Annotated in this window: 18 protein-coding genes; all 18 read right to left on the bottom strand. The window is 32.1% G+C overall.

Annotated elements, in window-relative coordinates; all coding sequences use genetic code 11:
* Positions 1-49: 49 nt before the first annotated feature.
* The gene (locus tag CEQ83_RS05730) at positions 50-817 is read right to left on the bottom strand and encodes a tyrosine-protein phosphatase (protein ID WP_034263778.1); all 768 of its coding nucleotides are present in this window, start codon (positions 815-817) and stop codon (positions 50-52) included.
* A gap of 601 nt (positions 818-1,418) precedes the next feature.
* Positions 1,419-2,987 carry a transglycosylase SLT domain-containing protein gene (locus CEQ83_RS05725; RefSeq protein ID WP_155017087.1) on the bottom strand — a complete coding sequence of 523 codons (1,569 nt, stop codon included), beginning with the start codon at positions 2,985-2,987 and terminating at the stop codon, positions 1,419-1,421.
* Positions 2,988-3,721: 734 nt separating this feature from the next.
* Entirely contained in the window at positions 3,722-4,147 is a 426-nt protein-coding gene (locus tag CEQ83_RS05720; RefSeq protein WP_051137082.1) for a VanZ family protein, read from the bottom strand.
* 64 nt (positions 4,148-4,211) lie between these two features.
* On the bottom strand, positions 4,212-4,376 hold the full coding sequence (locus CEQ83_RS05715) for a hypothetical protein (protein WP_155017086.1): 165 nt from the start codon (positions 4,374-4,376) through the stop codon (positions 4,212-4,214).
* Between the two features lie 791 nt (positions 4,377-5,167).
* Positions 5,168-5,830 carry a CpsD/CapB family tyrosine-protein kinase gene (locus CEQ83_RS05710; protein ID WP_155017566.1) on the bottom strand — a complete coding sequence of 221 codons (663 nt, stop codon included), beginning with the start codon at positions 5,828-5,830 and terminating at the stop codon, positions 5,168-5,170.
* A gap of 43 nt (positions 5,831-5,873) precedes the next feature.
* Positions 5,874-6,617 (bottom strand): YveK family protein, encoded by a 744-nt coding sequence (locus CEQ83_RS05705; RefSeq protein ID WP_155017085.1) that lies wholly within the window; start codon positions 6,615-6,617, stop codon positions 5,874-5,876.
* A gap of 149 nt (positions 6,618-6,766) precedes the next feature.
* Entirely contained in the window at positions 6,767-7,870 is a 1,104-nt protein-coding gene (locus CEQ83_RS05700) for an aminotransferase class I/II-fold pyridoxal phosphate-dependent enzyme (protein WP_155017565.1), read from the bottom strand.
* A 53-nt stretch (positions 7,871-7,923) separates the two neighbouring features.
* On the bottom strand, positions 7,924-8,556 hold the full coding sequence (locus CEQ83_RS05695; RefSeq protein ID WP_155017084.1) for an acetyltransferase: 633 nt from the start codon (positions 8,554-8,556) through the stop codon (positions 7,924-7,926).
* Positions 8,557-8,568: 12 nt separating this feature from the next.
* Positions 8,569-9,171 carry a sugar transferase gene (locus CEQ83_RS05690; protein WP_155017564.1) on the bottom strand — a complete coding sequence of 201 codons (603 nt, stop codon included), beginning with the start codon at positions 9,169-9,171 and terminating at the stop codon, positions 8,569-8,571.
* 9 nt (positions 9,172-9,180) lie between these two features.
* Complete coding sequence (locus CEQ83_RS05685; protein WP_155017083.1) at positions 9,181-10,467, bottom strand: nucleotide sugar dehydrogenase; 1,287 nt, start codon at positions 10,465-10,467, stop codon at positions 9,181-9,183.
* 8 nt (positions 10,468-10,475) lie between these two features.
* Positions 10,476-11,705, bottom strand: a complete 1,230-nt coding sequence (locus CEQ83_RS05680; RefSeq protein WP_155017082.1) for a glycosyltransferase family 4 protein — start codon at positions 11,703-11,705, stop codon at positions 10,476-10,478.
* Positions 11,702-13,816 carry an alginate lyase family protein gene (locus CEQ83_RS05675; RefSeq protein WP_155017081.1) on the bottom strand — a complete coding sequence of 705 codons (2,115 nt, stop codon included), beginning with the start codon at positions 13,814-13,816 and terminating at the stop codon, positions 11,702-11,704. The genes CEQ83_RS05680 and CEQ83_RS05675 overlap by 4 nt, the downstream gene beginning before the upstream one ends.
* Before the next feature lie 223 nt (positions 13,817-14,039).
* Positions 14,040-14,480, bottom strand: coding sequence for a serine O-acetyltransferase (locus CEQ83_RS05670; RefSeq protein WP_155017080.1), 441 nt, complete (start codon positions 14,478-14,480; stop codon positions 14,040-14,042).
* A 24-nt stretch (positions 14,481-14,504) separates the two neighbouring features.
* Complete coding sequence (locus tag CEQ83_RS05665; RefSeq protein WP_194273202.1) at positions 14,505-15,569, bottom strand: glycosyltransferase family 4 protein; 1,065 nt, start codon at positions 15,567-15,569, stop codon at positions 14,505-14,507.
* A gap of 28 nt (positions 15,570-15,597) precedes the next feature.
* Positions 15,598-16,722 (bottom strand): glycosyltransferase, encoded by a 1,125-nt coding sequence (locus tag CEQ83_RS05660; protein ID WP_194273201.1) that lies wholly within the window; start codon positions 16,720-16,722, stop codon positions 15,598-15,600.
* A gap of 49 nt (positions 16,723-16,771) precedes the next feature.
* The gene (locus tag CEQ83_RS05655) at positions 16,772-17,944 is read right to left on the bottom strand and encodes an O-antigen ligase family protein (RefSeq protein ID WP_155017077.1); all 1,173 of its coding nucleotides are present in this window, start codon (positions 17,942-17,944) and stop codon (positions 16,772-16,774) included.
* 71 nt (positions 17,945-18,015) lie between these two features.
* Entirely contained in the window at positions 18,016-19,155 is a 1,140-nt protein-coding gene (locus CEQ83_RS05650; RefSeq protein ID WP_155017076.1) for a glycosyltransferase family 4 protein, read from the bottom strand.
* 67 nt (positions 19,156-19,222) lie between these two features.
* Positions 19,223-20,473, bottom strand: coding sequence for an oligosaccharide flippase family protein (locus CEQ83_RS05645; protein WP_155017075.1), 1,251 nt, complete (start codon positions 20,471-20,473; stop codon positions 19,223-19,225).
* Positions 20,474-20,572: the final 99 nt, after the last annotated feature.

Raw genomic sequence — 20,572 nt, 5'->3', positions numbered from 1 at the left:
TATAATCTAAACAATTAACAAACTTGTAAGAAGCTTTAACATACCTTGACTAAAATATCCCTAAAAATTTCTTGCGCTGAATTCGTTCTGGCGGCTCTATAAAACAAGTTTTCCCTTCTACCACGCATACTGCATTTTCGTTAAATTGATACACTAAGTCGATGCCGTACTCTCTTTCTACTATGCTTAACGCTTCTTGCATCCTGAAAGACCTTCCAGTTACATTATGAGCATCTGAAGCAATAAAATGAGTTAGTTGAGTTTCAATCAATTGATGAGAAAACTTTTTAATTTTCTTACCGAAATCACCCGCTAGACTAGAAGCGGTTAATTGTGTTAATGCCCCTCGGCTAACAAAATTATATAGAAGATCAGGTTCTTCAATTAAACGGCTGTTTCGCTCTGGATGTACAATAATGGGTGTAAGCCCTTCTGACTGAAGATTAAATAAAAGTTGTTCTGTATATCGTGGCACTTGACTAGATGGAAACTCTACGAATATATATTTACCTGTATTGTTTAGCGTAAGAACTCGGCTAGCACGATATTCCTCCACCATTTCTCCAAAGATACGCGACTCTTGACCAGGTAAAATGGTTAGAGGCAACTCCCGTTCTTCCAACACTTGATTTAATAAGCCTACCTGCTGCTCAATGCTTGCTTTTTCATTTATGTATTTTCCATTCTGATGATGAGGTGTAGCGACAATAGTATGAATCCCTTGTGAGATTGCTTGTTTAGCCATTTCAATGCTCGATGCTATATCTTTTGCACCATCATCAACACCAGGTAATATATGACAATGTAAATCTATCACGCTCAACTTCACCGTCCTTCAAAAGTCCTATAAAAACATTATCAATACTAGCATAGCTTTTTTATAGGTTCAATGTCTGTTTTTGTCGAAATACCCCGAATACCAGTTTTATATGTCTTTAATGTCCTTTTTATCATTTAAACAGGTCATATTGCCCATTAAAATTATAGTAAATATATTTCAAAATTATAACAATGTAATATTAACGTCATAAAATAAATGTAAATGTATAGGGCATTGACCAAAATTATCTATTTAAAATTTTACCAATAATATCTTATATTTTCTTGAGTCAACAGACTTGTTTATATGAAAAAATTTTAATTTTTCCGAACTTGCTAAAAGAATATTTGATACCGTTTCCATCGTTGCTAATATAAAGTTATTAGTATCTCTAAACTTCGTAAGAAATAACTAAAATAGATCATTTTATCTATATCTATATAAATCCAAAGACCTATATTATATTAACATTCTTTAAAATTATATGTCGTTAATTGTTTAACACCTGACATGAATAACTTTATTGGATAACAAACGAGTTTGAATTCTTTGATCAATAAAAAACTCTATCATTTTCAATGATAGAGTTACATGCCACTCAATTTATAGTATAAGTAGTATCTATTCTAGCTTCATAGTAACTATTTGCACCTGACTTACTCTTATCTTTTGCATGCACAATTAAAGTGTAGGTTCCTTTACTTTGTGGAGTCCACGTTACTTTATTACTGGCTCCATACTCCTGTAGCATCGTAAGTGTTCCTTTCTCATCTCTTACATAAAATCGGTATTCCGGGTCACTGCTTCCTTCAGATGTTGCTGTCACCGTTATAGGTGTTCCTTCTGTTTGAGGGCTTGCCTTGTCCGTGCTCATACTCACCTTCGTAACTTTTCCTGCTTCTACCTGGTAAATCTTCTCTGTGCGTGCTTCATAGTAACTATTTGCACCCGAATTACTCTTATCTTTTGCATGCACAATTAAGGTATAGGTTCCTTTACTCTGAGGGGTCCACGTTACTTTATTACTGGATCCATACTCCTGTAGCATCGTAAGCGTTCCTTTTTCATCTCTTACATAAAATCGGTATTCCGGGTCACTGCTTCCTTCAGATGTTGCTGTCACCGTTATAGGTGTTCCTTCTGTTTGAGGGCTTGCCTTATCCGTACTCATATTCACTTTTGTAACTTTCCCTGGAATATAACTTTTCATAAGGTAGGCTGATGAAATATATCCCGTTGATTGCTGGTCTAATGTACTAACTGGATACCATACAAATTGCCTTTCACTGCTTGAATCTTGATCATATTTAAAATCTCCATCAACGATCAGCGTTGTACCTTTAAGTAATTTGCTAGCATCCGATGGAGTACCTGGTTGTGACCTTAAATTAGCGACATCACCTGTTACCGTTACTTTATTACCTAATACAAAATTGTAAGCTGATGAATGCAGATCATCAGTTAAAGTATACTCTTTTTTTAGGAATTTAATATTTTCACCTTGAGATACATCGTAGGAAAAATCTTCTGTAGCAAAAGGAAATTTTCCTAGCTTAAGTTTAGGGTCATCTACAAAACTATAGTATTCTATCAAAGCAAAAACTTTTTCTTGATACGCTTCCGTATTTCTTTCACCAGTGAATTGATAAAGAGGGCTATTTACTGGCTTAATACCATTGTAAGCCATTACTGGGAAATACCAATTTTCAATAGTTTCTCTTCCAGCTCCTTTTATTTTAGGAAGATCAGTTCGACTATACATATTACTGAGTATTTGAACACCTGCCTGAATATTGTAATAAATATCATATTTTAATCTTTCTTGATCATAGGTTGATTGATTGGTAATTTGCATAAGTCCAATTCCACCGTCTTGAGAAATTCTGGGTTTGCCTTCGCTGTCAAATTGACTCCAAATACGATTTCCTTCTGTTGCTCCGCTTTCTTTTGTAGCTACTGCTTTTACGACTTCTGGAGGGATATTTGCTTGTAAGGCTGCAGTTGTTAATAGGCAGTTAACATGCTGCAAAGAGGGATTTTGATTTTGCTTAATTTCACCATATGAGATACATTGAGAGGGTTGTTCATATTCTGCCAATGCTTCTCCATGAAACAAGCCTAGTCCTAGGGAGGTTAGTAAACCTGCCCTCATTAAAAGTGCTTTCATTAATTCATTCTCCAATCTAGTTAATGAAATATATTTTACCATAAAAGGATTTTATTTTAATATAATCGAAGGTTTTTTAAAATGAAAACAATTTAGCAGAAGAACTAGGTATTTCTCTTAATCTTACACTGTAACTATGGATGCCTGACATTTTTTACTTTTAATAATGGGGTATGCATAAAAAAAGCCCCTCCAATTTTGAAAAGACTTTTCTCTCAATCAAACATTACTTAACGATTTCTTTTCCACATCGAATACATCTACCAGAAGAAATTTCTACTTTATGTTGTGCCTTAATCTTACACTTTATAATCTTTTTAAAAAATTCTATCACTTTAAGTTCCCCTTTAAACAGACATTTCAGCTGTCATAGTCATTTGACTTAGACTGTTAGCTTTCCATCCTAACCTTTTGATTTTTGTATAGGAATTTTCACGTGAGTTATTATAACGATGAAAAATGAAAAAACCATGAAAATATACTAAAAATACACTGAAACTTACAAATAAAGTTAGGCCTGCTAAATTACTAGAACATATCTAAGGAATAATTCTATTTCAATTAAGGAACAAAAGATATATTTTAAATTATTTATTTCCGCAACTAAAAGAGCGCAGGGATTAGCACTCTTCTATTTCTATATATTGTTTAAATTCGCAAAGTTGTCTTCCTAGAAACGACACCTTTTTCTTAATAAAGATAGAACGGGTATACACTCTCTTACTTATGTATTTCTATGCTGTTTTCGAAATATTTTTTAATAATTTAGATAAGCCGTAACCGATTCCCGTTCCTAAAGTATTTAAAATAACGTCATCTATATCAGTCCACCTATTAGGCATAGACAATTGAACAATTTCAATTAGCAATGAAAATGTCATTCCGATTAAGCAAGCTTTTGAACAACTACTTATACTATTGAATTTAAGGGGTAACAAGATACCAAAAGGCACAAATAAAATAATATTCCCTATATTATTTATTATAAAATCGCCAAAAGAGCGATGAAGTAATAAATCTCGAATTGTATAAAAGGGCACAAGATTAATACCCCCTTGGTCTACACCGATACCCAATGAAGCTTCTGGAAACATCGTTAAACCAATAATAAATAAAATCGAACCTAAAAATAAAGCATTAATTACATTACGATTTAACATTCCTTGCAATCTCCTAGAGTTTTTATTTAGTACTCCCTTAAACTATTCCGCTCTTTCTAGAGGATTAAAGTCCATCTTTTGATAATTTTTCTATTTTATGCTTATGATAGTTAATTTTTCTGTTTAATTTATTTTCTAGTCCCTTATCCATGCATCCTTCTAGCAATAATTCAAGAAATGCTAGTCTAATACGATGCCATTGATAAAATATTTTAGAGATAAAAAACATTATATTTCTCCTGTAAATATAATTTAGTTCTCATGCTGTATGTTTATACCCTATTTCTTTTTAGTGAAAATTGAATGAAAGGTGATTTGTTTTGAATTTATTTGCACTTATAAATTATGATTTTAAGACTAAGAAAAAGGATATTTTTAAGCTCGGCTAATGGCTTACTATGTATAATCTCTACTATCAAACATTGTCATCTCACTTAAGTAAAAAGACAACGTTTAAAAAACATAAATTTACAAGATATATTATTATACTCTTACAAGCGATACAAAGAATAATTATTTGCTTCAGCTTAAGGCAGACAATTATATTTTTTCAACTATTATAGTAAGAGGAAATAACTTAATTGGTATAAAAATACGAGGATATAGAAAATAAAGTAAATGTTAAGATAGAAAAAATAAGATAGAAGAAGTTTTATTTTTCGAATAAATAATATATTTTTTCTTCTGCCAACTCTTACAGAAAACGCGACTACGTAAGAGGTCTATAAATATTTAAAAAATATATAAATTAAGTTTTATAAGGCCTTAGAGAACTCTCAAAAAACTTCAATTTTCACCTTTTTCTAGATTAAGGTACCATCTATTAAAGTTGTTCTTTCTCAACTCAATATATAAAATAAACTAGTTCAAAAATCAAAATTCAGCACTAATTTTACCAAATGCCAGTAGTTCAAACCAAATAAGCCAGTATGCCTCGGCAAATACCGAAACATACTGGCTGTTTAGTTTTTTTTGTTCACTTAACGAAAGTAATATATTTTCAAATGGTTTTTATTTGAACTACTTTGTACCATAATAATAATATTGCTCGTCATCTGAGTGCTGTTTTTGATTAAGTATAACTCCAAGAAGTTTTCCTTTTGCGTTTTCTAATATATCTTTCGCTTTGAGTGCAGAATCTTTTTCTACATGTCCACTTTTTATAACCAATACAAGACCATGACATTGATTGGCCAGAATATGAGCATCGGCCACTGGCAACACAGGTGGCGTGTCAAAAATAACAATATCGTATTGCTCGTATATCTCTTCCATAAAATCTTTCATTGCCTGTGATCCAAGTAACTCTGCTGGATTTGGAGGAATAGGCCCACTGGTTAACACATCCAGTGAATCTATTCCTGTAGCTTGAACTGCAGAATGAAACACCATCTGCCTCGTTAATACATTAGTTAAACCCAGATGATTTTGCAATTGAAACGTATACTGTACGCTAGGCTTACGCAAATCTGCATCCACCAGCAACACTTTTTTCTTTTGCTGGGCAAAAACAACTGCTATGTTTGCTGCGGTTGTTGACTTACCTTCCTCTTGAAATGAAGACGTAACCATAATGGACTTTATATCATGATCCACATTCGAAAACTGAATGTTGGTACGTACTGTACGATACTGCTCCGTGATAGGAGATTTAGGCTTTTGATGCGAAATTAAACTGCGCATATGCGTTAATTTTTTTGAAACAGACTTTGATTTCTTGAATATTTTAAGCACCGCGTGACTCCCCCCTTACTGCTGATACATAACTAGCGGAAGAAAGGTTTTTAAGCTCTTCTTCTTTAATAATAGAAATCACACCAATAACAGGTAATTGTAAAACACGTTCAACATCCTGTTCATTTTTAATCGTATTATCTAGGTACTCTAGTAAGAAGGCTAAGCCTACGCCAGCCATTAACCCCACGACTACTGCTATTGCAATATTCAAAAACGGCTGCGGTTTAACTGGACTCAGTGCTTCGTCAAGCTGAGCTTTTGCTAAAATACTCACATTATCAATACTCATAATTTTAGGCACTTCTTTTTTAAATACAGAGGCCGTTGTATTAGCAATTTTCACCGCTAGTCTAGCATTTGTATCTTGTACTACAATGTGGGCAACTTGAGAATCTTGTGAATTCGTTACTTGAATTTGACTGCTTAACTGTTTAGGAGTCATATCTAAGTCTAATTGCTTTGTTACTTCCCCTAAAATTGCTGGACTTTTAATGATATCATTATACGTTTGAATTAATTGAACATTTGTTTGTAATTCAGAAGAGTTATAAAATTGTTGTTCAGATTTAGCTTGGTTGACTAAGATCTGAGTTCTTGCTTCATATACAGGCGTTAACACAAAAAAACTAACAACACCGCTGATTGTTGCTGCTATGATGGTAATTAAGGCAATTAACCAGAACCTTTTTTTAAGAGTTCCAAACAATTGTCTTAAATCAATTGTTTCTTCCATTGAAGACCTCCGTACAAAATTAATATAGTAAAACCAGTACAAAATTCATTATATATAACATGCTATGGCTTATCTACTTTATTTTACATAATTTAATATTTTTAACAAAAACACAAACCGAAAGACTTGATTCTTTAACTAAAAATAAATTAACTGAATAGATTTAGTATAGTATCTATAACTTTTATTTGATCCTCTCGCGTCATGTTAGAGCCTGAAGGTAGACAGATTCCTCTTTTAAATAAATATTCTGATACATTTTGCTCGTTATGTGAATAGATGTGTACACCATTGAATACAGGCTGTAAATGTAAAGGTTTCCATAGAGGGCGAGCTTCTATATTCTTTTTTCCAAGTTCTTCAATAATAGAAGAAACTGTAACATTAAACTCGTTTTCATGAATTAAGATTGTTGTTAACCACCTGTTTGACAATGTTTCTGGCAATTCAGACATAAACTCTATTGATTTAAGGTGACTTAACTTTTGACGATAAAGATTGAAAATATTTCTTCGAGATTCAACTCGTTCATCTAGAACTTCTAGCTGTGCTCTCCCCACACCAGCTAAAATATTACTTAACCTATAGTTATAACCTACTTGACTATGCTGATAGTGAGGAGCTTGATCTCTGGCTTGTGTGGCAAGGAACCTAGCCTTATCTAAAGCTTCAAGGTCATTAGAAACAAGCATTCCTCCACCAGATGTTGTGATAATTTTATTTCCATTAAAAGAATAGACGCCAAACTTTCCTAAGGTACCACTTTTTTTACCTTTATAGATAGACCCTAATGATTCAGCTGCATCTTCAACGATTGGCACTCCATATTGATTACAAATTGAGACTATTTCATCCATTTTTGCACTTTGCCCATATAAATTAACTACGATAACCGCTTTAGGAAGCTTGCCTTTTTCCGAAGCATCTTTAAATGCTTTTTGTAAAGCAAGTGGAGACATATTCCATGTATCAGGTTCTGAATCAATAAAAACAGGTGTAGCGCCTTGATAAACAATTGGGTTAGCACTTGCAATAAATGTAAAAGTAGAACAGAACACAATATCATCAGCTGTTACTTCTAATAATTGAAGGGCTAAATGAAGAGCAGCCGTGCCAGAACTCACTGCTGCTGCTCCTTTAACTCCTACATAAGACGCAATTTCTTGCTCAAATGCATCTACATTAGGCCCCAAAGGGGCAATCCAGTTTGTTTCAAAAGCATCATTGATATATTTTTGTTCATTCCCACTCATGTGCGGGCTAGATAAATAGATTCTTTTTTGTTCTGTGAGTGTATTAGTCACTTTTAATCCCGACCTTTAATTGATTTAGCAGGAGTCCCTATAACCGTATCACCATTTCCTATATCGCATACAACAGTTGCTCCTGCTCCAACCGTTGCCCAAGATCCTATAATCCTTCCCGGGATTACTGTGGATCCTGCTCCAAGATGAGTTCCTTCTTCTATATGAACCGTACCAGTTAATGTTACATTAGGTGATAGATGCACAAAATCTCCAATTAGGTTATCATGCTCAACAATAGCTCCAGTATTTATGATAGCATGTTCTCCAATCTTAGAATTAGCGTTCACAACGGAATAAGGCATAACTACACTCCCTTTTCCAATCATAGAAGATAAGCTAATGACTGCTGTAGGGTGGATAATAGTAGCATATTTCGAGTAAGGCAACCGAAGGGTTTCCGTTATACGTTTACGCACTATATTATTCCCTATCGCAATAACAAAATATATTAATTCATCTTTACTAAAACAAGAAAAAAAGGAAATGGGAGCATAAATTAATTCTCCATCTCTTTTCATTTCTTTATAATAATCATCTAGATAACCGATAATCTCGTAATCTCCTTGAGCTTTCACCATATCGGTAACTACCTTACTATGCCCACCCTGACCTATAATAAAAAGCTTTTTCATCCAACAGCTCTCCTACATACTTTTATCGGCTGATCCTCTGAATTTTTCCATCGTTACATGTCCATTTTGATTAATTCCTTCTGATTTAAATACTTTCCTGACCGTTAAGAAAAGGATTTTCATATCTAACCAAAATGACTGATTCTCCACGTACCACACATCTAATTTAAACTTTTCTTCCCAAGAAATAGCATTACGTCCATTAACCTGAGCCCACCCTGTAATTCCAGGACGCACTTTATGTCGCTTGGCCTGTTCAGGTGTATATAAATCTAAATACTCCATTAATAGGGGACGGGGGCCTACCAAACTAATATCACCTTTTAATACATTAAAGAGTTGAGGTAATTCATCCAAACTAAATTTTCTTAAGAATTGCCCAAAAGGGGTTAGTCTGAGATGATCTGGAAGCAAGTTACCCATAGAATCCTTTTTGCTATTCATAGTTCGAAACTTGTATACATAGAAAGGGATCCCGTCCTTTCCTGGTCTCTGTTGTTTAAAAAGCACTGGGGAACCTAGTTTAATTTTAACAAGAAAAGCTACAATGGAAATGATTGAAAATAGAGTTAAAATTCCACAAAGAGAAACTACAAAATCAACTACTCTTTTTATCTTACTCACCTACTTCATTATAACTTCTTTTTGGCTACTAATTTCAAATAAGTTACTATAATTATAATATTTGATTTGTTCATTTAAAAATTGTACACAATTACGGGTATCTAACACATTAGGATATTTCATTAATTTAACCACTTTAGTTTCATCCAAAGTTTTGAATTCGTGATGATCCGTTAAAATAAGAATACATTCAGCATCCCCAATAGCATCTTCAAATGAACTCAATTCAAATTCAACTTGATGTGGTTGGACATGCGGATCATGTACACTAATATTGTAACCTTCGGTTCTTAGTAAATTTACGATATCCATTGCAGGACTTTCACGCACATCATCAATATTCCCTTTATAAGTTAGCCCCAAAACTGCTAATTTGGAAGCTTTTTGAGGGAGGAGTTTTTTCACTTGATCAATTACAAAGCTTGGCATCGAATTATTAATTGCTCGAGCGTTTGATATTAATACTGCTTGTTCTGGTGCTTTTTCAATAATAAAATAAGGATCTACAGCTAAACAGTGCCCGCCAACGCCAGGTCCTGGAAGGTGTAGATTAACACGAGGGTGATGGTTGGCAAGTTGAATAACTTCCAATGCATCTACTCCTAGCTTTTCAGAAACTTTAGCTAATTCATTAGCAAGTGCAATATTCACATCTCGATATGTATTTTCCATAAGCTTAGACATTTCTGCACTCACAGCACTGGTGATTAAAATTTCTCCTTTTACGAAACTACGATATATCTCTGTTGCTTGCTCTGCTGATTTCTGATTAACCCCACCAACAATTCGAGTATTTTCTACCAATTCAATTAATATACGGCCTGGTAATACACGTTCTGGACAATGAGCTAAAAAGAGATTTTCTCCAACATTCCATCCTTCTTCTTCTATAATTGGTGCAACTATATCATTGATAGTACGAGGGGGAATTGTGGATTCTACGATTACAGTATTACCTTCTTTTAGATATGGTAAAATCGATTTAGTTGCTTCAATAACATAATCTAAATTAGCGGTATGATCTTCATTATGAGGTGTAGGCACAGCAATAATGAAACAATCTGCATAAGTTGGCTCTAATTGAGCTCCTAGATTCTCTTCTTTCACTACTTCTTTCACTAGCTCTCCTAGACCTACTTCTTCAATATGAATTTCACCTCGATTTAATTTCTCTACCGCTACTGGATTTACATCTACCCCAACAACATTCCAGTTTGATTTAGCAAACATTGCAGCTGTAGGTAATCCAATATACCCTAAACCTACTACACATAAATTTTTATTCATATGGCTTCCTACTTTCTGATTTTTTCTAGCTCATTTACGTATTTTTCAGCAAGGCTTTCTCTGCTAAAGGATTCTTTGACAAACTGAAACCCATTTTCTCCTAAAGTATGAGCTAACTCTGGATCATTATATAACTCTAAAATTTGTTCTTTAAATTCTTGTGCATTTTCTGGGTCTACGTAAAATCCACTTTGACTGTTTTCTACAAGCTCCCGAGCTACTCCATCAATTCCTAGAAGTATGGGCTTAGCACACGACATGTAATCAAATACTTTATTTGGGTAAACCGTTTTAAACGTATCGATTTTCTTTAATACTGCTGTGCAAACGTCAGAAGCATTACAAAAATCTGGAATTGTATGTTTAGGCTGTGAATCAATAAAAAGAATATTGTTTAAAGATTCATGCTTAGCTTTTTCTTTTAACCTTTCTTTCTCCATTCCATCACCAATTAGTAAAAAGATAATATCTTTGTATTCTTTACATTCTTTTGCAACGTCTAGAATAGAATCTAAATGATTCGCCACCCCATGGGCTCCCATATACGTCACAACAAATTTATCTTTTAGGTTATATTTTTCACGCACCCAGTTATCTTTAGGGCCAGGTTGAAAAATATCGGTATCAGCTCCATTCGGAACAAATATAATCTTCTCTTTAGCTATTCCCTTCTTCTCCATTAATGTTTGCTTAAAAGCTGGTGTCAAGACATTAATCTTAGTCGCAAATTTATAAGACAATTTTTCAACTAGATAAGCTGATTTTATTAAAAACTTATTTGTTAGAACCCCAGTATCTATGGCAGATTCTGGCCATAAATCTCGCACTTCGAAAACAGTAGGAATTCGTTTTAACAACTTAGCCAATATTCCGGTAATACCTACAAATAAAGGTGGAGAAGTTACGATTAGCACATCATGCTTTTTCACTTTAAACAAGACGGCTGATAAAGAAGAGAAGGTGAAAGAAAAATAAGCCCACAAACGCCCTAAAAAGGACTTGTTGTAGGCTTCTGAAACATAGGTCCGATAAACTGTCACGTTATCAGAGTACTTCTCCTTTGTAATCCATTTCCCTTTATACTTATCTTCTTTTTTACCTGTAATGTAATGAACTGTGCCCGCTATTACCGTTATCTCATGGCCTTGCTCTTCCCAGTATTTAACGAATTGATTAAAACGTGAACCTCCTGGATCATTTTCCCCTAAAAAATATTGATGTAAAAGTAATATTTTCATAATGAATTCTCTACACCTCTGAACATTGAATCAAGACCTATTTCTCTTAAAACGATACTTTTATTATGAACTTTCAAACTTTTAGATTTTGAATCATATTTGACTAAGTCATTATCTTTTGAAAGAACTGTAATGATTCTTATTTTTTTATTCTCTTTCATATTTATGTTTAATTGCGAAACGGGCTCTTTTTCCCCATAGTAAAGTGAACGCCACCCTTTAGTAGGTTCAATGCTGCCTTTGTATAATTTATCCTTATAGCTGGGACTTTCAATAATACTTAGATTCCATTTTTCTGTATTGGTTTCTAAAACCCACTCGTTTGCTTCAACTTTTGCTACCTCTCTGACTCCAAATAACCAGCTCAAGGAGAAGGATTGTTTTTCATGAGAAAAGTCACCAAACACATCATCAATAATCACCCATTGACCTTCGTAATGAATAACTCCTCTTCTATGAGTTAAAGGTTTGTAACCATAATGCTCACCTTCGAAGATCATCATTCCATCTTCATATTGATTGAATGATATTAATTTAGATTTTGTCCAATTTAGCCACATAAAGCGTGAAGCCTTTTCCATTTGATCTTTATTATTTATCATTATGGTGTTGTGAGAAGATGTACCATTGAAATACTTCAACCATTCTTCATCTGTATTATATGAAAACGTGCCCGCATCAGTTAAAATGTTTTCACCATTGCTCCATAAATCAAGATGAAGCATGTCCGCTTGATTAGGACGATCTTTATAAGTACCACACCTTACTAGTCCGAAGCTGCCTTCGCCTTGAATAGTATAATAACCACCTACAGGGTAATCTTGAGATTTTCTATAACAATCTTCTACAGGACTATTTAATGCTTCTTCTCCACAAATCCATAGCAAATTTTCATCATGAAGACCACTCTGATAAAGCCTTCTTCTAGTTAGAACATGCCAAGCTGCGTTTAATTGGGGGCGATAATCTAAATAATCATTGCTTGATAATGGATGAATTAATGCGCCATCGTTCATACCATAGTTAGGTAAATAACCGTTTTTTTTATCTTGATTGTTATATAAAAATTTCACACATTTTTTTAATCTAGTAATTAACTCTTCTGAAAAACTATCGCCATTTAACTTAGCCAATTGTAAAACCCATGTATAATTTTGGATTACAAGTCGTTGATAATTCATAGAATGTTGAAGGTATGAACCATCTTCATAAATTTGGCGCAACCCTTCTTTCTCTAAATATTTTTTGCCTTTCTCTCTCCATTTTTTAGATTTGTTAAAAAAAGGTAATACCGTACCTACCGTGTACATACCAGCTGCTTCTGATATAGCATGATTATTTTTTACAGATTTTAGAGCGAATTCAAAATGTTTGTCGACATGATTAGTATGATAATAAATAAATTTTACTAAAGTAGTAATCCTTTGATTTGTAGATTCCTTATGATCCAAAAAAGAATATAACCCAAAAATCCAGGCCATTATTCTAAATGACATTTCTTGTCCGCATTTGTAGTTAACACCTATTTCTAAGGGGTTATTTTCTACCCAGCTCTCAAAAAGCGCCCAAAACTTAACGACATATTTCTCATTTGAGGTTATTCTATATGCTCGCACTAAAGAATAAACAAATGAGAAACGTGATAGTTCCCAAATAAATTTGATGTCTCCAAAATCAGCGCCTAAATCAGATATTTTTATCCAATGTTTATCTAAAGGAGCTTTCTTTCCCGAAAAAGGATTAACGTTCCATCCTATTGTTTGAAACTCAGCGATAGATTTGTTAAAATACGGAAATTTATTATTACATATATTATTTGCTATATTTACTATCTCCTTACTAGTTTCCTTATTAAAGAAGTCCTTGCCCCATGAGAATAAGCTCCCAGAATTAAAGAAAAACTTATTCGAATTAGATTCGATATATTGTTTACAGTTATCTAAAATATTAGTAATATCTAATTCAATGTTAGCAATTAAATCCTTATTAGATGGTTCAATCGGTTTGAATTTTTTTTCGATTAATCCTAACTTTTTCTCTAGCTCGTATTTTAACCTAAAACCACTCCATCTAAATCCCATGTTAGTCAAAATTTTAACTTTTTTATACATAAATTTATGTCCTTTCTAAAGTAAACTACCTTAAAAAGGTAATTAGATGTTATATAAAAAATTATATTTCAAAATGAAAATAACCTCTGGTAAAACAAATATAAGGGAACATTATATAAAACAAATAATAAAAAATATGTTTATTTATTTTATACTAACTTAGTTTATTATTCTGACTTTAAAACAGATAATTAATAACTAAGTTAACGAAGTTTAGATAATGTTACAAATAGTTATTAATATTTATATTTTTTTTAATTATCTTTGCAGGAATACCAGCTACCATACAATTATCAGGTACACTCTTAGTTACTACTGCATTTGCTCCAATAACAACATTGTCTCCCACTACCACCGGACCCAATATTTTTGCGCCTGAACCAACATATACATTATCTCCCAAAATCGGAACATCTCTTTTTTTAGTAGTCCCCCCTATAGTTACTCCAGAATTTATAATGCAGTTTTTTCCTATAACGGCTCTACTATGAATTACTATTCCTATTCCTCCATATCCCAACTTCGTTCCTTCTCCTATTTTTGCGCTGTAAGGAACAAAACATCCAAAAAATAATCTTATGCTATAAGTCACCAATTTTGGCAATACTGGAATTTTAAAATCTTGAAACTGTCTGGACAATTTATATAGTTTATAAACATTCATTTGCTGACCTACCTAAATATATAATTAGTATTGAGTTTCTCTTAAATAAATATTTTTAAAAGTAATTCCAGCTTTATTTATCGACAAGTTTTTTTCTAGATACTGGTATGCATTTTCATTAATTGTATTAATTAATGGTTTATTACTTATTAATTTTTTTACTGTTCGAGCAATACTTTCAGCGTCTTTTTCAATAAATATACCATTATATCCATCAATTATGATATCTTTTAATCCCCCTTGGGGTGTACAAAGAACCATTGCTCTGTATTTCATAGCTTCTAAAACAGTATAAGGAATACCTTCCTTCCAATTCGAAGGTAATATGTATATATCAGCTTCTTGAAGATGCTTTTCTTTTTCTTTTCCAAATTTCGCACCTAAAAATTTTATTTTTGATTCTAGTTGATTCTCTTTTATTAAACACAATATTTTTTCTTTACACTCTCCCTCTCCAATTATTTTAACTTCTATGTCTGCTTCATCAATTTTTGTGGTTGCATTTATTAAATCCAATACCCCTTTTTCCTCAACCAATCTGGCTAAAAAAAGGATTGAAAGTTTTTTATTATCTTTTTGAATAAAATTAGTTTCTGTGTTTATAAAATTAGGTACAATAAATGAAAAATCTTCTAAATCAGGGAACTTACTTAAGAATGCTTCTTTTTGATCCGTACTTAAAAACAGAAAACATTTAGCTTTCTTAAGAATTCTAACCACGCCTGTTTTTAGTAAACTATTATTTAACTTACTCAAATTATCGAAAGAACCTCCATGAAACTGAACAACAATATTATTATGTTTCAAAAAAAACAGTGTCAAAATTAATTTTAAAAAAGAACCATAGTAGATAGAAGGGTTTAGATGAACTGCTAGATACCCATTAGAACTAGATTTTCTAATCTTTAGAATTTTCATAATATCACTTAGTTTTTTTACTAATTTGTTTTTATTAGAATAATCTTTAAGTTCATATATATCTGTATTAATTCCTACTTTTTCAAGAGCCTCTGTTAATATATTTATATGAGTAGCTACACCACCCACAATATTACGGTTAGGTCCTACAAGCATTACCTTCTTTTTCATTAAAGCTCTTGTCTCCTTCATAAAAATATCAAATATACAACTCTTCTAACTTTTTGGTGGTTTGATAAATAGAAAATTGTTCAGTAACATCATTCTTACCATTTGTAGCTATAGATTTTGACAAATCGACATTCTCCATTAGAAAAATAATTTTCTCTGCAAGAGCTTGAGCGTCTTTTGGCGGTACAATTAGTCCGTTTTTATCTGGCACAACTATTTCCCTAATACTCCCTACATCTGTTGCGATGATTGGAGTGGCAGAAGCCATCGCTTCTAAAGTAACCAATGCAAAACCTTCATGTATAGAAGGAAACACAAACATGTCTGACACTTTTAATATTTCTGCAATGTCTTGTCTATTTCCTAAAAATAGAATATTGTTTTCTAAATTATCTTTTAAAACCATGTGCTGTAATTCTTCATAAAGATTTTTATCTAAACCTTTATCACCTACTACTAAAACTTTAATATCCGTATATCTTTCCTTAACTTTTTTTATAGCCTTTATAAGATATTTATGTCCCTTTTGTTCTGTAACCCTACCTATGGTCGTGATTACCACATCTTGAGGTAGTATACCTAAATTCTTTTTATAATAGTCTACATCAATCTGAATTTGTGTATATTTTTGAATATCTATTCCGTTTTTCACTACCACTATCTTATGGCTACTAATATTTAAATTCTCAATCATATAATTTTTCACTTGTTCTGAAATAGCAATATATACGTTTGTGAACTTCCCAATTGTTTTCTCCATTAACGGATAATATCCAGCGGTATTATGAATGGTTGTATATATTTTTTTTACGCCAGAAACCTTAGCTGCAATACGCCCATACATATCAGGAGAAGGACAATGAGTGTGGACTATATCTATATTATTTTGTTTAATTATTTTAACTAGCTTACTTAGGGTTACGATCCTACCGCTCTCAGGCTTTTTTTCTAAACAAAAAGTTGTAACACCTATAGCTAGCAATTCTTCCTTTATCTTTTCTTCAATCAATTTGTTTGTAGACGAACCAATAGCACATATAAATATTTCGTACTCTTCTATATTTATATTTTTAGCTATATCAAAAACTAATTTTTCCGCACCAGCCAAAGAAAAACTATTTATAATATGCATTATAGATTTTTTTCTTTTCATATTCTTGTCAACCATCCTAAACTCTTTATTAATTTATTTATTTCGTTCACTATAGACTATAGATACTTTTGGTTTTATCATTAAATAATTTGTAATATATATTCACAAAAGTTAATATCAACCATGTCATTTTACTATACTCCCAACTTAGAGTAAGAGAAGCTAAAAACCAAATCATTAACATAGTTAAAAGGAATTTCTTGTCACTATAATTCAACCGCATAACACCTCTTACTAATATAAGTAGTATACTCAATAACAAGACAAGCCCTATCATTCCAGTTTCCCCTAAAACAGATACATAAATATTATGAGCAACCATATCTATACCATATTTGATATTAGCCGTAGTTCTAAATGCTCCAATCCCGACCCCTAGAATTGGATGATCACGAAAAATTTGCATTCCACCTTCCCAAGCATTTTGCCTTGAGTTAAAATTTCCTGTCTTAATGTCAGATGAAGTCGTCAATAGCCTTTCTGTGGCAGAATCAGGTATAATTGTATAAATATTATATATTATTAGTGATACTGAAATAACTTTTAATAATATACTGAACTTATTACTGACTTTGTTTTTATTTCCTAAAAAAAGAATGTATGAATAGCAAACTATTAAAGCAAGAAATGCTGTTCGCGAAGCTGTGAGGGCTACAGCAAAGGTTCCTAAAAATATGTAAAAATAATTTATTAAAGTCCAAAATCTTTTTTTAAGTTTTAAATTTAAATACCATGCCATGGTTATGCTTAGTACTAGAATTATACCTAATTCATTAGGATCAAAGCTTCCTGCTGAAAAACGTCCATTAAAAGTATTTGAATTTAAAAGAAAATTATATATAACCCCAATACTTGAAACCCATCCTCCTAAAACAAAACTCTGAAACACCCTCAATAATAAAATTTCCTCGTTAACAATTTGGCTCATTAATAGAAACATAAAAAACAATTGGATTACTGTGAATATTAAAATATTAGAATTTGTTTGATTTTGACTCCAAAAAAAACTAAAAGTTGCCCATAAAACAAATAAAGATATAAGTATTGTATAACCATTAACTTTGTAGATATATCCTCTATTTACAATATATACAAATGACATGATAAAAAATAAAAACCCGGATATTTTACTTATTGCGCCTAAGCTACTAACGACAAACATATCTTCCCACGGTAAAGTAAAAACAAACAAATATAGGAAACAACAAATTACTCTCTTCATGCATACTCCTTAACTAATAATTGATCCCAAGCTAGGTCTAAGTAATGGATGGAGTTTTACAATAAAATTAATTATATGATGCTTTTATAATAGCTTATTATTTTCTCGCTCCATATCTCCATTGTATAATTTTCCTCTATAAACTTTTTGTTACTTTTTGATATACTATCAATTTTCTCATTTGAATTTAAACTAGAATCCAGAATTAAATTTTTTAAATGTTTAGAACTACTATTTGAATAGAATAACGAAAAAGGTGCTTCTTCTATCCAATTTAGCCCTTTAATTTGGTTTGCAATTATAAGCAATCCTGAGTACATAGCTTCAGCCACACTATAAGAAAAGCCCTCCCATCTACTAGCAGAAATGAAAATATTAGCTATTTGATAGTACTCACTGACATTCTCATTAGGTGGTAAAATTATTAACCATTCTGGTGGGTTAGTATTATATCTATTTTTAATAAACTCGTTTAGAGTATCTTCCCCTATAACTATCATTTTCACCGGGGGTTTTTCTTTTACTTGCTCAATTGCTTCTAATGCATCTAAGATTGTGTCAATACCTTTGGTAATTGGATCCCAACCAAAAGACAAAAGCACTAAATCTTTCTGTGAAATCCCATAAAAACTTCTTAATTTTAAGTTATCGTGTTTCCTCTGGATTCTGGAAAAATCTATTCCATTTGGAATATAATTTATTAATTCCTTCCTGCCGCCTCTCTTCTCTTGCTGTTTTCTTAGCTCTTCTGAGACTGTTATCATAGAATTACAATTTCCGATTATTCGAAACTTCAAAAAATCTTTTAAAATTCTAGTGTTATTGTATTTAATTGGAAAGTCCGAATGTACATGCCATATTACTTTTATCTTCCTTCTAAGTTTTACACTAGCTACACTAGCAGATAGTGAGGTTAATATATCATAGTTTGTGAAATGAGAATGGACTATTACACTATTTTCTTTAACAATTATATTTTTAATCTCTTTTATTAGTTTAAAAGTAGATGTATTTTGGGACAAAAAATAGACTTTATGTCCTGAGTGTATTAACTCTTTTGCCCATTTTCTGCTTTTTGCTTCATAAGGAAAGACCAATACCGTCTGAAACCCTGATTTTTTAAGGTTATAACTTAACACTTGTAAAGATTTAACGAAATTTCCAGAGTAGAGACTAGAGTAATCACTTATATGAACAACCGATTTAAGCATTTTTTCTCCTTCCTTATTGAATTGATCTGTTTTTTGCAAATAACTTTTAGTAAGATTTACATTCTTTTTATCTCTTTACATTCTTCTTAAGAAGAATGGGTGTGAAAAGCAAGAGCAACAAAAAGAATATTTGACTTATTATACTTCCCACTGCAGCACCGACCCAACCAAGCTTTGGTATGAAAGCAAGATTCATCATAATATTTAAAAAGAGCACAGAAACTTGACAGTAAGTACGGATTTTTTGATTACCACTACCTGTGAGAGCATCAGCGAACGGATACTGCAATCCTTGAATTAAAATTAAAAAACATAGAGTTCTAATAGCAATTTTAGCTTCTTTAAACCCCTCTCCTATTATCCCTACTAAAATCGGTGCGAATATCCAAATTATTAGAATCATCATTATAGAATAAGCTAAAACTATTGGTGTTATTCTAATTGCGAGGTTTCTAGACTTTTCGTACCCTCTCGCCTCTATATTGACAAATCTAGGATAAATAGCACCTAGAAAAGCCATAAGTGGGAGAAAACCCATATTTATGACTCTTTGAGCTAGACTAAAAACACCTGTTGCTTCTAAAGAAGCAACTTTAGTAAGCATAGTTTTATCTATATCAGCTAAGCCATTATTAGCTAATCCAGCAATTGCAAAGTGAAATCCAAAATTTAGCCTAGTTTTTAGATTTACTAAATCACCTTTTACCCATCCATACCTTTTTATTATAGTAACTAAAGCTATAGTACCTACAAATAAGTTACAAATAAGATAATAGGTAGACCACTCTAAAATTCCCCCATCAAAAGTATTCAATACAAATACTGATAGAATTTGTAAAAAACCCAAAAGCACTTCTAAATATGAATTATATCTCAAAGTTTCTTGCGAAATATTCACTGCCTTGTTAATACCTATTAACAGCCCGCCAAGACAAACTGCTATACTTACATTTATTGATATAATTATAGAAATTTTTAAATACAAAGAAATGATTCCTATTAGTAATAAACCAAGTGGTAAAACTATAAGACTAGTAACTAGATTATTACCTACTGCTTTTGAAACCTGTTTTCCTTTTACTATGTCTTCTATTAACATGTTGTATGCACCTAAATGTACGAAGGGAGCGATAATACTTGAGACAGCTAGAATAGATGAGAATATGCCGAATTCTCTAATCCCTAACTGTTTAGCTAAAAACACAAAAGTAACAGCTTGCAAACCGACTTTTGCCAAATAACCAACCAGCATCCAAGCTGTATTTTTAGCGATTTTATTTCTTTTAATTTGGTGAAATAATTTTTTCAAAATTAGCATAAAATACACCTTTTCTAAATTCACAAAAATAGCACTAACTCTACTTAAAATACCTAATCTAAATCCGCTGATTAACTACTCAATAATTTTTAATTTGTC

It is taken from the genome of Priestia megaterium, assembly GCF_009497655.1.
GTDB classification, from domain to species: Bacteria; Bacillota; Bacilli; order Bacillales; family Bacillaceae_H; genus Priestia; species Priestia zanthoxyli.
Note: the sequence above shows the minus strand (reverse complement) of the source record. Positions and strands in the feature narration are given on the sequence as shown.

Bases quoted from the DNA above. Each gene is read 5' to 3' on its own strand.
- CEQ83_RS05660 (WP_194273201.1), bottom strand. From the start codon at position 16,722: ATGAAAAGAAAAAAATCTATAATGCATATTATAAATAGTTTTTCTTTG.
- CEQ83_RS05650 (WP_155017076.1), bottom strand. From the start codon at position 19,155: ATGCTTAAATCGGTTGTTCATATAAGTGATTACTCTAGTCTCTACTCT.
- CEQ83_RS05655 (WP_155017077.1), bottom strand. From the start codon at position 17,944: ATGAAGAGAGTAATTTGTTGTTTCCTATATTTGTTTGTTTTTACTTTA.
- CEQ83_RS05715 (WP_155017086.1), bottom strand. From the start codon at position 4,376: ATGTTTTTTATCTCTAAAATATTTTATCAATGGCATCGTATTAGACTA.
- CEQ83_RS05665 (WP_194273202.1), bottom strand. From the start codon at position 15,569: ATGAAAAAGAAGGTAATGCTTGTAGGACCTAACCGTAATATTGTGGGT.
- CEQ83_RS05675 (WP_155017081.1), bottom strand. From the start codon at position 13,816: ATGTATAAAAAAGTTAAAATTTTGACTAACATGGGATTTAGATGGAGT.
- CEQ83_RS05720 (WP_051137082.1), bottom strand. From the start codon at position 4,147: ATGTTAAATCGTAATGTAATTAATGCTTTATTTTTAGGTTCGATTTTA.
- CEQ83_RS05725 (WP_155017087.1), bottom strand. From the start codon at position 2,987: ATGAAAGCACTTTTAATGAGGGCAGGTTTACTAACCTCCCTAGGACTA.
- CEQ83_RS05700 (WP_155017565.1), bottom strand. From the start codon at position 7,870: ATGAGTGGGAATGAACAAAAATATATCAATGATGCTTTTGAAACAAAC.
- CEQ83_RS05705 (WP_155017085.1), bottom strand. From the start codon at position 6,617: ATGGAAGAAACAATTGATTTAAGACAATTGTTTGGAACTCTTAAAAAA.
- CEQ83_RS05680 (WP_155017082.1), bottom strand. From the start codon at position 11,705: ATGAAAATATTACTTTTACATCAATATTTTTTAGGGGAAAATGATCCA.
- CEQ83_RS05685 (WP_155017083.1), bottom strand. From the start codon at position 10,467: ATGAATAAAAATTTATGTGTAGTAGGTTTAGGGTATATTGGATTACCT.
- CEQ83_RS05695 (WP_155017084.1), bottom strand. From the start codon at position 8,556: ATGAAAAAGCTTTTTATTATAGGTCAGGGTGGGCATAGTAAGGTAGTT.
- CEQ83_RS05645 (WP_155017075.1), bottom strand. From the start codon at position 20,473: ATGCTAATTTTGAAAAAATTATTTCACCAAATTAAAAGAAATAAAATC.
- CEQ83_RS05670 (WP_155017080.1), bottom strand. From the start codon at position 14,480: ATGAATGTTTATAAACTATATAAATTGTCCAGACAGTTTCAAGATTTT.
- CEQ83_RS05710 (WP_155017566.1), bottom strand. From the start codon at position 5,830: ATGCGCAGTTTAATTTCGCATCAAAAGCCTAAATCTCCTATCACGGAG.